The sequence below is a fragment of the uncultured Corynebacterium sp. genome (assembly GCF_902782855.1).
GTDB lineage: Bacteria > Actinomycetota > Actinomycetes > Mycobacteriales > Mycobacteriaceae > Corynebacterium.
The window spans coordinates 1-11,434 of the sequence record NZ_CACZOO010000157.1 but is presented as its reverse complement, the minus strand read 5'-3'; the positions used below and the strand labels follow the sequence as shown (position 1 = coordinate 11,434).

10 protein-coding genes and 1 tRNA gene are annotated in these 11,434 nt (G+C 70.1%); 1 reads left to right on the top strand and 10 read right to left on the bottom strand.

The window, feature by feature from the left end; genetic code table 11:
• Positions 1 to 144: 144 nt before the first annotated feature.
• The 6 genes from QZV72_RS07340 to QZV72_RS07315 all read right to left on the bottom strand — a co-directional run bounded on the left by QZV72_RS07340 (position 145) and on the right by QZV72_RS07315 (position 6,433).
• Complete coding sequence (locus tag QZV72_RS07340) at positions 145 to 2,691, bottom strand: MMPL family transporter (RefSeq protein WP_297006730.1); 2,547 nt, start codon at positions 2,689 to 2,691, stop codon at positions 145 to 147.
• Between the two features lie 45 nt (positions 2,692 to 2,736).
• Positions 2,737 to 4,740 (bottom strand): acyltransferase family protein, encoded by a 2,004-nt coding sequence (locus tag QZV72_RS07335; protein WP_297006735.1) that lies wholly within the window; start codon positions 4,738 to 4,740, stop codon positions 2,737 to 2,739.
• A gap of 223 nt (positions 4,741 to 4,963) precedes the next feature.
• Positions 4,964 to 5,050: transfer RNA gene (locus QZV72_RS07330), tRNA-Ser, on the bottom strand.
• Between the two features lie 39 nt (positions 5,051 to 5,089).
• Positions 5,090 to 5,266, bottom strand: coding sequence for a hypothetical protein (locus QZV72_RS07325; RefSeq protein WP_297006728.1), 177 nt, complete (start codon positions 5,264 to 5,266; stop codon positions 5,090 to 5,092).
• 116 nt (positions 5,267 to 5,382) lie between these two features.
• Complete coding sequence (locus tag QZV72_RS07320; RefSeq protein ID WP_297006733.1) at positions 5,383 to 5,820, bottom strand: nucleoside deaminase; 438 nt, start codon at positions 5,818 to 5,820, stop codon at positions 5,383 to 5,385.
• Positions 5,821 to 5,896: 76 nt separating this feature from the next.
• Entirely contained in the window at positions 5,897 to 6,433 is a 537-nt protein-coding gene (locus QZV72_RS07315) for a tRNA adenosine deaminase-associated protein (protein WP_297006726.1), read from the bottom strand.
• A gap of 125 nt (positions 6,434 to 6,558) precedes the next feature.
• Here QZV72_RS07315 and QZV72_RS07310 point away from each other — a divergent pair, with 125 nt between their 5' ends.
• The gene (locus tag QZV72_RS07310; RefSeq protein WP_297006731.1) at positions 6,559 to 7,584 is read left to right on the top strand and encodes a prephenate dehydrogenase; all 1,026 of its coding nucleotides are present in this window, start codon (positions 6,559 to 6,561) and stop codon (positions 7,582 to 7,584) included.
• 37 nt (positions 7,585 to 7,621) lie between these two features.
• Here QZV72_RS07310 and QZV72_RS07305 read toward each other — a convergent pair whose 3' ends face one another.
• The 4 genes from QZV72_RS07305 to QZV72_RS07290 all read right to left on the bottom strand — a co-directional run.
• A complete protein-coding gene (locus tag QZV72_RS07305) occupies positions 7,622 to 8,569 on the bottom strand; it encodes a hypothetical protein (protein ID WP_297006725.1) in 948 nt (315 codons plus the stop codon).
• A gap of 99 nt (positions 8,570 to 8,668) precedes the next feature.
• Complete coding sequence (locus tag QZV72_RS07300; RefSeq protein WP_297006724.1) at positions 8,669 to 9,625, bottom strand: serine hydrolase; 957 nt, start codon at positions 9,623 to 9,625, stop codon at positions 8,669 to 8,671.
• The gene (locus QZV72_RS07295; RefSeq protein WP_297006722.1) at positions 9,609 to 10,397 is read right to left on the bottom strand and encodes a hypothetical protein; all 789 of its coding nucleotides are present in this window, start codon (positions 10,395 to 10,397) and stop codon (positions 9,609 to 9,611) included. Before QZV72_RS07295 ends, QZV72_RS07300 begins: the two co-directional genes overlap by 17 nt.
• 114 nt (positions 10,398 to 10,511) lie before the next feature.
• Positions 10,512 to 11,434 (bottom strand): hypothetical protein (locus tag QZV72_RS07290; protein ID WP_367119093.1); only part of this gene is annotated, 923 nt, incomplete at its 5' end.

Genomic DNA, 11,434 nt, shown 5'->3' with positions numbered 1-11,434 from the left:
CTGAGCGGCCGTTCGTCTACCGGTGAGGGTGCTAACTCGACAGGGCAGGTGATGACCAGGACCCCTGAGACAGGCGACGGCCGGGCGGCCATTGACCGGGAGGATGGCGACCGGCAGGTCGGTCACCGGGCAGGCGTCCACGAGTCAGGCGTCCTGCCCCGACTTCCTGCTCTTCCGGGACTTCTCCTTCACCGGAGCCGGGGCGTCCGCCATCTTCTCGATCGCGCCGGACGCGTAGGCCTTCTCCAGCTTCTCACCCTCCACATCGAAGGTGGGGAGCACCTTGTCCAACCACTTCGGCATGTACCAGGTCGCCCGGCCCGTGATGAACATCAGCGCGGGCACCAGCGTCATCCGGATGAAGAAGGCGTCGAAGAGCACGCCCGCCCCCAGCGCGAAGCCGAAGACCTTGATGAACGGCAGCGGCTGGGCGATGAAGGAGACGAACACAGCGATCATGATCAGCGCCGCCGCCGTCACCACCCGGGCGCCCAAACCGAAGCCGTGCACGACCGAATCCTCGACGGCGTTGTACCGTCCCGCCGACCCATCAGCCACCGCGGCATGCGAGTGCTTCGTCCACCGCTCCCTCATCCGCGACAGGATGAACACCTCGTAGTCCATGGCCAGCCCGAAGGTCACGCCGATGAGGAAGATCGGCATGAAGCTGATCAGCGGGCCCGGCGAGTCGATGAGCCCCCACAGCCCCTCCTGCCAGAACAGCACCGTCACACCGAACGCCGCACCGATGGACAGCAGGAAGCCCGCCGCCGCAACCAGCGGCACCATCAGCGAGCGGAACACCATGAGCAGCAGCACCAGCGCCAGGCCCACGACAAGCCCCAGGTAGACCGGCATCGCACCCTCCAGCCGGTCGGTGACGTCCTGCTGGATCGGGGTGAACCCGGTGATGCCCATGTCCACCCCGGTCTCCGCCTCGATCCGGGACTGCTCACTGCGCAGCTGCCCGATGAGCTGCACGGTCTGTTCGTCGATCGGCCCGGTCGTGGGCGTCACCAGGATCTGGGCGGTCGTGCCGTCCTCACTCGCGCCGACGAGCTGGGAGTGCTTCACGCCGACATTGTTGCCGAGCTGGTCCTTGATCACCACGAAGGACGCCTGCGCCGGGTCGATCCCACCGGCCACCAGCGGCTTCAGCGACTCAGACTCCGCGTTGACCTCCGCGGCGTCCACGATGACGAGCAGCGGCGAGTTCCGTCCCGCACCGAATCCCTCCTCGATGAGCTCGGCGGACCGGCGCTGGGTGGTCGACTCCGGTGAGGTCATGTCCGAAGGCAACGAGAGCTGCAGATTCTTCGCCGGCAGGGTGAGCAGCACCAGCACCGCGATGACGATGACGACGAACACCCCGGGCGCCCGGTGGATCAGCGAGACCCACCGGGTACCCAGTGACGGTGCGTAGGGGTTTCGTGCCCTGCGTACGGCACGCGACGTCCCGCCCAGTCGACCGGACAACCGGGCGAGGGGCCCGGGCTTCCGGCGCTTCCCGTGGCGTCCCCGTGCCGAGCTGCTGTCCGGGATCTCCCCGCGACCGAAGGCCGCGTCCTTCCGGAAGACGCGCTCCCCCGCGAACCCCAGCAGGGCGGGCAGCAGTGTCAACGCCACGAGTACCGCGATGAGCACGATCGCCGCGGCGGCGAAGCCCATGTAGGTGAGGAACTCGATGTCCGCCAGGGCGAGGCCGACGAGTGCGACGATGACCGTCAACCCGGCGAAGACGACCGCGGAGCCGGCGGTACCGGCCGCCAGACCGACCGCGTCCGGCCTGGATCTGCCATGGCGCAGTTCGTCACGGAAGCGGCTCATGATGAACAGGGCGTAGTCGATGCCGACGGCCAGGCCGATCATGATGCCGAGCACCGGGGTGATGTTGTTCAGCGGGACGAACGCCGTGGCACCGGTGATGCCCAGGGCGCCCAGGCCCACACCGATGACCGCGGTGATCAGCGGTAGCCCTGCGGCGAGCATCGACCCGAAGGTGAAGATCAGGACGATGAACGCCACGATGACGCCGATGACCTCACTGATCGGCTCGATCTCGATGGGGTCGCCGAAGCCCGCGCCGCCGGCCTCGGCCTGCAGCCCGGCGTCGCGGGCGATCTGCAGGGCGGCGTTGACGGCATCCTTGTCGGCGGGGGTGACGTCGGCGGGCAGCCCGACGTCGAAGGAGAAGCCGGTGGTACCGATGGTGCCGTCGGGGCTGACCAGGGCGACGTTCGCGGCGTCCGCCTCGGCGACCTCCTGCGGCAGGCCCATCGCCGTCTCTTGGTCGATGAGCTGCTGCGTCTGTGCGTCATCGGCGGCCATCGGCGTGGTGAGTGCCGCACGTGCCTCGTCGGTGAGGTCGTCGACGTCCGCCCTCATGGCGTCGATGGACGCCTGCACAGCGGCCGCCACCTCGGGGTCGGCGAGGGTCCGCCCCTCCGGCGCCCGGTAGACGAGGGTGACGCCCGCGTCTTCCATGGGGTTCTTCGTGCCGGGGAACTTGTCGAGCAGCATTTCGGTGGCGTGCTGTGAGGGCACACCATCGATGGCGAAGAGGTCGTTGTAGCCCTTCTGCATCGTCGTCGACAGGCCGCCGACCACCGCCAGCACGCCGAGCCACACCACGAGGACGAGTTTCCGGTGGAGGAAGGACCAGCGACCGAGGCGGAAAAGGAAGGTTGCCATGGGCGACCATCCTAGGCGAAACGGCTGGGAAGACCGCCGGAAAGGCTACTCCGTCCCCGAGGTCACGACGGTGCCACCGGGAACCGGGTCCGGTCCGCCCGCCGGGAAAGCGTTGGCGAGGGCGGCGGCGAACATCCGGGCCCGGGCGGCGTTGCCCTCGGCGTTGTAGTGGACGTCGTCACCGTCGAGGAACCAGTCCATGTGGTCGGCGACCTCCGAAGCCCAGTCCCACACCACCGCGTTGGGGTAGTCCTTCATGACGGTCTCGAGGATGCTGTTGAACTTCTGCATGTTGGCGTCGGCGTAGTAGCCGCCGTCGATACGGGTCTTCGCGGTGGACCACATGACCCGCTGCCCCTTCAACTGGTCCATCATCATGCGGACGCGTGTCTCCTCGTCGTAGTTCGCCCCGGCGGCGACGTTCGCGGCGTCGTTGACACCGGTTCCGATGACCCAGCAGGTGCCCTCGGGCTGGTCGTAGGTGAGCAGTTCGGCGACGGAGTCCACCGCCGAGGGGTAGTCCTCGAAACCCTCGGTGGTGTTCCGCCCGCCGAAGACACTGGTCTCGACCTCGGGGGCACCGTGCTCGATGTACCGGTTCCCGCCGACATCCGACGGGTCGGGCAGCATGTCGGGGTTGAAGATACCCAGCGAGGTCGAGTCTCCGACGTGGATGACCTTGGTACAGGCCATCTGACTGACACCGTCGGCGGCCGCGGCCTCCGCCTCGGAGCCGTCCGCTGTGACGGGTCCGTCGTTCCCGACCTCCATGGCCCGGCCGCCGGCACCGCCGCCGGAGGCGCCGCCGTCCGGGTCGGCGAGGACGGCGGGGGCGCCGATGATGACGACGGCGGACAGCACGACACCGGAACCGGCTCCGGCATAGCGTTGTATCCGTCCCCGTCGGGTCACCGGCACGGCCTTGTCATGCTTCCACTCGGCCCACCAGTCCTTCACCGGGCCGACCACGCCGTGGCGGCGGATCGGATCCTCGAGGTACCGCCAGCTCGCCGCGGCGAGCACCACGGAGATACCGGCGGTGAGTGCCACGGAGAGCACCGGGCGGTCCCCGACCCAGCCGGCGGGGAGGAAGGCGATGACTGGCATGTGCCAGAGGTAGATGCCGTAGGAGCGTTCACCGAGCCAACGCATCGGCAGCCAACCGAAGACGGCCGACCACACGCCGGTGGGACGCAGCACCGCGAGGATCGCGCATACCGCGGCGACGCTGAGCAGGGCGATGCCGCCCTGGTAGAGGAACATGTCCTCCTGGTCGACGAGAATCACCATCGCGAGGATGCCGGCCACCCCGACCAGTCCGAGGACCGCGGCGGCGGGCCCGTTGGGCTGCGTCGACTTCCCTGCGGACCGGCGGGCGGACAGCCAGACCGCCAGGGCGGCGCCGAGCAGCAGGCCACCTGCGCGGGTGTCGGTGCCCTCGTAGGCGCGGGTGTTGTCCGCGCCCGCGTCGGCGATCCACCACATCAGCGCGAACGACGCCACGGCGACGAGCACCGTCGCCCAGGCCACCAGCGTGCGGCGCTTGCGCAGCACGAACAGCAGCGCGAGCAAAAGAAGCGGCCAGACCAGGTAGAACTGCTCCTCCACCGACAGGGACCACATGTGGTCCAGGGGACCGGGGCCGCCGAAGTTGTCGAAGTAGGACGCCTCGGAGAAGACCGTGTGCCAGTTGTTGACGTAGAAGAACGTCGAGAGCCCCTCGCCGGCCCGGTCGGTCAGTGCGCCACGGTCCAGGGCGACGGTGAGCAGGAGGACGGCGATGACCGTGACGATCATCGCCGGTGCCAGGCGCCGGAACCGTCGCAGCCAGAAGGTCTTGAGGCCGAGGTTGCCACGCCGGTCCCAGGACCGCATGAGGTTGGCGGTGATGAGGTAGCCGGAGAGGGTGAAGAAGACACCCACGCCGAGCAGTCCACCGGGCACACCGCCGATACCGAGGTGATAGAGAATCACCACGGTGACCGCGAGGGTCCGCAGTCCGTCCAACCCCGGGACGTATGTCGTCCCCTTGTCCACCGGCTTCGGCACGTTGCTGTCCGACCTTTCCCTGATCTGTTGTTCGCTCACCCCTGGTTCGCCGTCGATAACCGTATCAATGCGGCCGGACAGCTCCGCACCTGCGGGCGGTGACCGTCGAACATTCCGCCGGAAGCCCGGTTTCTGATCCCCCCTGCTCCACCCCCGTCCCGGCAGGTCCCGGTATGACTGATCCCCGCCCACTGCACCAGCAGTGGACGGGGATCATCGTCGGCGGTGGCGGAGGGATTTGAACCCCCGGTTGCTGTTACACAACACTCGCTTTCGAGGCGAGCACCTTCGGCCGCTCGGACACGCCACCGTGGAACAGGGTAACGCACCGGATACCGGGAACGGAAATCTACTGTCCGGTCAGCTTGTCCAGGCCGCTGTGCAGGGCGTCCTTGACCTTGTCACCCTTGTCGCCCTTGACCACCTTGTCGATGGCGCCGTCCGCGACACCCTCGATCTTGTCGCGGTTGTCGGAGACGGCGTCCTTCGCCTTGTCCGCGTACTTCTTCAGGTCGTCGATACCCATGGTGTGTCCCTTCGGGGTCTGTTGTCCGGGTGGAGGGCCCGGTCGGTGACGCCGACATTACACACCCGACGCACACCCTGTGACGGCGTTCCGGCCCGTGTCCCTGCCGTGGGCCCTCAGTCGTGTTCCCGTCGACCGGAGAAGAACCCCCGCACCAGGTCCCCGCACTCCCCGGCCAGCACGCCACCGCGCACCTCCACCGCATGCAGAGGGGATTCCCGGGCGACATCGAAGACTGAACCGCAGGCTCCGGTGCGTGGCTCCCACGCACCGAACACCACGGTCCCCACCCGCGCCCCGACCATCGCCCCGGCGCACATGGCGCAGGGCTCCAGGGTCACCACGAGGGTGCAGCCCCCCAACCGCCAGGCGTCCCCGTAAGCGTGGGCGGCGGCGCGCAGGGCCAGGACCTCAGCGTGGGCGGTAGGGTCGGCGTCCGCCTCCCGACGGTTCGTCGCCGCGGCGAGTTCGGTGCCGTCAGGCGCGTAGACCACCGCGCCGACCGGCACGTCACCGTCCGGGGTGGACGCCGCGACCGCCAGGGCCCGGGCCATCCGGGCGCGGTCCGACGCCGCGGACACGGGTTCCGGCAGGCCCGCCCCGATGAAGCGACGGCCCGTGCCGTTCCCGTCACTCGTCGCCGACAAGGTCGGCGAGCTCCCTGTCGAAGAGATCTGCCAGCTCATCGCCGAAACCGAGGTCCCCGGCGACGGAGAGCAGTTGGTCGGAGGCGTAGATCTCGGCGTCGTCGAAGAGCACGGACAGTGACTGCTCGCCGACGCCGAGGTCGGCGAGGACACTGAAGTCCCCTTCAGGCCAGGGTGCGTCGGGGTCGTCGGCGTCCTCGATCTCGTCGTCGGTGGGGGCGTCCACCCCGAGGTAGTCGAGGATGTCGAGTACCAGCCGGACCCCGTCGACTTCGGGGTCGTCCTCGTCCTCGAGGGCGACGGTGGAGTCACCGACCAGTAACCGGGCTCCACCGGGGGCGGGGCGTACCAGTGCCGCCCAGTCGTCGTCGACACTGACCAGGCCGAGCAGGACCCCCTCCGCGCGCATGGCCCGCAGTTCTGCGAGCAGCGGGTCGAGTCCGTCGGGCACCGACCGTTGCAGCACGCGCAGGGTCCACACCCCGTCGAAGAGGTGGGCTGCGACCACGAATCCACTCATGGGCGCTACCGTAGTCGGCTTTGTGCCACACTTGGTAGGTGACTTCACCGGATACCGACCTGACCTCGCCACATGCCGCCGGACAGCCCCCCGCCGACCCGCACTCCCCCGGCAGGTCCGGTCCGGTGTGCGTGCTCGGCCTGGGCCTGATCGGCGGCAGTCTGCTACGCGATCTGACAGCCGCGGGTACCCCCGCGTTCGGGTGGAACCGGTCGACCGCGACAGTCGGGGCCGCGTCCGCCGATGGTTTCGACGTCTCCGGGGACCTCGCCGGCACGCTCGCCCGCGCCGAGCGGGAGGACGCCCTCATCGTCCTCGGTGTTCCCGTTCCGGCACTGCCGTCGATGCTCTCCGCGGTCGCCGCCCACGCCCCGTCCTGCGGGATCACCGACGTGACCTCGGTGAAGGGTGAGGTGCTCCGACTCGTCGGGGAGCACGGCCTGTCCGGCCGTTTCGTCGGCGGGCATCCCATGGCCGGCACCGCGGACTCCGGCTGGGAGGCGACGACGCAGGGACTGTTCGACGGCGCGGTGTGGGTCGTGACGACCGACGGTGCACCCGGGGACGGTGCCGGTGCCACCACGGCCGCACCCGGGGACGGTGCCGTGGACGCCACCGTGGACGCCGACTGGCTGCGGATCTGGTGCCGGGTTGTGGACATGGCCGTGGGAGTGGGATCTGTGGTCGTTCCCGCCCGCGCCCGCAAGCATGACCGGGCCGTCGCCCGCATCTCACACCTCACCCATGTCCTCGCCGAGGCACTCGCGGTCACCGCGGACCAGGGTGGGGCACTGGCACTGTCTCTGGCCGCGTCGAGCTTCCGCGACGCCACCCGCGTCGCCGGCACCGAACCGGGACTGGTCCGGGCGATGTGCGAGAACAACAGGGAGGCCCTGGTCACCGCACTGGACGAGACGATCGGGCTGCTCGCTGCGGCGCGGGAGAACCTGGCGGACCCGACCCGGGACATCTCCGGGCTCGTCGACGCCGGCCATGACGCCAGACTGCGCTACGAGGCCCGCGCCGGCCGGGTCAAGGGTGGGCCGACGAACCGGCCGTACATCCTGCTGCGGCCCGGCGCGTCCGGATGGCTGGAGCAGCTGCACTACGCCGAGAGCATCGGCGCCCAGATCGGGCTCCTGGAGATGTAGGGGATCTGCCGGTGGTGCGACCGCGGGGGTGGGCCGGTCACACGGCCGCCGGCACCGATGCCGGCACCTGGCACTCCGCCGCACCACCGGCGTCCGCCAGATCGGCGATCACCGGCTCGAGCGCGTGTGCCAGGGCCGCGGCTGCCTCCCGGGCGGTGGTGTCGCCCGCGTCAGCCGGGACGACCGAGAAGGCGACCGGGACCTGCCTGCCCGGCGCGCCGACGAGTCCGAACTCGCGCAGCACGTAGCTGCCGTCGGCTTCGTTGCCCCACCCGCCCTTGAAACGCGACCCCGGCAGCAGACCGAGGCCCTGACGGTGCTCGTCGATGACATGCCCCATCGGGTCGAGGACCTGCTCCGCCCCGGGGAGACAGGACATGCGGTTGGCGAAGATGACCTGGTTGTCGAGGGTCCAGTGGATGTCGCCGAACCCCTCGTAGCCCTCGCGGTCCCGGTCGGCCTCCGCGTCGGTGGGGTCACCGGCCTGCCGGAAGACACCGTCGACCGCGACCGAGGACTCCTCGTCGGTGCCGAGGGTCTCCCAGAGCCGCAGGGCGGCGTCATTGTCCGACCGGGTCAGGGCGAGGGCGAGGTCGCCGGTGAGGTCGACGGCCGGGGCCCCGGTGGCAGCGGCGTCCAGCTGATGCTGCACCGCGGCGAAGGCGACCGGGACCTTCACCGAGGACCAGGCGTGCAGATCCCCGGACTCGCCGGCGTGGACCACTCCACCGCCGGCGCGCAGACTGACACCGACCTTCGCGTCGAACCGGTCACTGATGTCGGCGACGACGCTCTCGATGCGCAGCGTCGCGTCCTCGGCCTGCTGCTGCTCTGTCGGGCGGGACGCCTCGGCGGCCGCGCTCTCCAGGGCGGACCGTCCACTGTCACCGTCCCCGGAAGAAGACGGGTTCTTGTCGAGGGCGGCGACGACGACGGTGACGCTGAGGATCAGCAGGAGGAGGGCAGCGAGGGTCCACAGACCCACCCTGCCGCCTCGCCCTGACTCGTCCGCATTCCAACTGGCCACCCCACGACCATAGAGCATGAGCCCGGCCACCGGATACAGCAGCCGGTCGTCAACCGGTCAGCAGCCGGACGCCACCCCTCTGGCCGAGCCCAGGGTCGCGCCGAGCTGGTCGACGATTTCGCTGAGGGCCGCCGATCCCGACTCGTAGCTACCGTCCGGGGAGGTCACGGCGACGGCGACCGGCACGAGGGTGCCGTCGGCTCCGGGCACCAGTCCGAACTGCCGGACCTGGTAGCCGCCACTGGTGGCGGGCCCCCAACCCCCCTTGTACCGCGCGCCCGGGAGGTGACCGAGACCATAGTCCTGGCCTGCCGCGATCTGCCCCATGGCGGTGAGTACCGGTTGTGCCCCGGAGAGGCAGGAGAGGCCGGCGGCGAACCGCACCTGGTCGGCGGTGGGCCACAGGGTCTGTCCGAAGGAGGTGAAGCCCTCGCGCACGACCCGGGTCTGCACGGTGGTGGTGGCGTCCCCGCCCTCGCGGAGGACGCGCTCCACCTTCTGCCCGGCGGTGGCGGGGTCACCGAGCGAGTCCCAGAGTGCCTGGGCCGCGGCGTTGTCGGACGCGGTGATGGCGGCGGTGACGTTGCTGTGCACGGTCGCGGCGTCCGACAGGGAGGAACCGTCGTCGACGGCGCGCAGGGCGGCGACGGCGACGGGGACCTTGCTCGTCGACCAGGCGACGGTGGTCCCAAGGTCACCGGCGGTGACGACGGTGCCGTTGTCGAGGTAGGCCAGCGAGTACGGGGCGCCGACGGTGACCTCGGCTCCCGGGGCTCCGGGAGCAGCGCCCGGTACCTCGCCGGTGGTCGGTGCGGCGGCCGCTGTCGGGCCGGAGGGGCCGGTGGGGTCGGGGGCGCCGTCGGTGACGGTGACGACGGTCTGCCCGGCCTCGGCGTCCCCGTCTCCGGTGGTGCCGATGACGCAGCCGCCGAGTGTGAGAGCGACGAGGGCGGCCGGGACGGTCACCACGGCACGCACGAGGCCGGCGGAGTACCGGTCAGGCGATGTAGACATTGGCGTTGTTGCCTCCGGTGCAGTGGATGTAGCTTCCCTGGTCAACGCAGGTCATCGTGTAGGTCAGTCCGGTGGTCGGGCTGGAGGCGGAGACGGTCTGGTTCGTCTTCCGGTCGACACGGTAGGCGTTGACGTAGGCGTTGCGCACGTTCTCCGCGAACCCGGCGGTGGTCGGTCCGGACAACCAGATGGAGTTGAAGTTGCCGGTGGGCTCACCGTTCAGCGCCGCAGAGTTCACCGCCGCGACGCCGCCGGGGAGGGCGGCGCTGGTCGGGCGGGCCCGGGAGGCTGACGTGGTACGCGGGGTGGAGGTGCTGTCCTCCCCGGAGCCGCCGGGCACGACCACAGTGGTCGTCACCGGGGTGGCCGTCGCGTCCTCCCCGTCCGCGGAGGTGCCGAAGATGTTGTTCCACTGGGTGGCCAGCAGGACGCCGAGCGCGATGACCAGCAGGACCACCACGATGACGAGAGCGATCCCCATGCCGTTGCCACGATGTCCACCGGTGTTCTGCGGACCCTGCGGATAGCCCTGTCCCTGCGGGTATCCCTGTTCCTGCGGGTATCCCTGTTCCTGCGGGTATCCCTGTCCCTGCGGCAGCCACCGCTCGGATTGGAAAGGATTGTACTGGTAACCCGCGCCGTCGGTACCCGACGCCCCGGCCGCCCCCGGGTCCACCGGGGCGAAGCTGCGGGTGGCGTCGTCCTCACCACCACCGGGACCGCCCGGGCCACCGGTACCGCCCGGCGGAATGTCACCCCATCCTTGGGTCATCGTGCGTCCTTTCCGTACATTCTCCCTGGTCGCGCTTCAGTGTATGCCACCGCGCATCAGCGCCGACACCTGATGGCGCCACCGGCACCACCCGGCACCGCCGGGCACCGCCGGTCACCACCCGATACTGTCCTCCACGGACTCCGGTGCCGCCGTCGAGGCCGCCGGCACACCGTCAGGTACCTGGCAGGTGGCCGCACCACCGTTGTCGGCGACCACCTCGAGAATCGGCTCCAGTGCCTCGGCGAGGGCCCCGGCGGTCTCCCGTGCCGTGGTGTCCGAACCGTCATCGGGGACCACGGCGACCGCCACCGGGACCTGCCGGTCCTTCTCCCCCACCAGTCCGAACTCGCGCAGCACGTAGGTGCCGTCGTTCTCCGGTCCCCACCCGCCCTTGAAACGCGCCCCGCGCAGCACTCCGAGGCCCGACCGGTGGACCGGGACGATCTGACCCATCGCGTCGAGGACCGGCCCCGCCCCGTCGAGGCAGGCCAACCTGTCAGCGAAGGTGACCTGGTTGTCGAGGCTCCAGTGAATGTCCCCGAAGCCGGTGTAGTCCGGCTCGTTCTCCGCGGCGAGGGCATCGGTGGGGTCCCCGGTCGACCTGAGCACCCTGGTCAGTGCCGCCGAACCCTGCTGCCAGCTGCCCAGCGTCGACCACAGCCGCATCGCCGCGTCATTGTCGGACACGGTCATCGCCGCCGTGATGTCGTCGGCGATCAGGTCGGTGGTGCCGTTGCCCTCCGCGAGCTGCTGCGCGGCGACGGCCACCGGCACCTTCGTCGTCGACCAGGCCCGCACCGCCTGCAGGTCACCGGCGTGCAGCACCTCACCGTCGAACTTCAGGCTCACCCCGAGGGTGGCGCCGTGACGCCGGGCGATCTCGTCGACTGCCCCCGTGATCTCCCGCTCGAGCTCGTCGGGGGTCGGGATGTCGGTCGCGGAGGACCGCTGTCCGGCATCGCGGGTGGCCCCGTCCCCGCCGGTCGCGAGAACCACGGTCAGAACCACAGTCAGGACGACTGTCAGAACCACGG

Bases quoted from the DNA above. Each gene is read 5' to 3' on its own strand.
- QZV72_RS07300 (WP_297006724.1), bottom strand. From the start codon at position 9,625: ATGTCTACATCGCCTGACCGGTACTCCGCCGGCCTCGTGCGTGCCGTG.
- QZV72_RS07315 (WP_297006726.1), bottom strand. From the start codon at position 6,433: ATGAGTGGATTCGTGGTCGCAGCCCACCTCTTCGACGGGGTGTGGACC.
- QZV72_RS07340 (WP_297006730.1), bottom strand. From the start codon at position 2,691: ATGGCAACCTTCCTTTTCCGCCTCGGTCGCTGGTCCTTCCTCCACCGG.
- QZV72_RS07320 (WP_297006733.1), bottom strand. From the start codon at position 5,820: ATGGCCCGGGCCCTGGCGGTCGCGGCGTCCACCCCGGACGGTGACGTG.
- QZV72_RS07325 (WP_297006728.1), bottom strand. From the start codon at position 5,266: ATGGGTATCGACGACCTGAAGAAGTACGCGGACAAGGCGAAGGACGCC.
- QZV72_RS07295 (WP_297006722.1), bottom strand. From the start codon at position 10,397: ATGACCCAAGGATGGGGTGACATTCCGCCGGGCGGTACCGGTGGCCCG.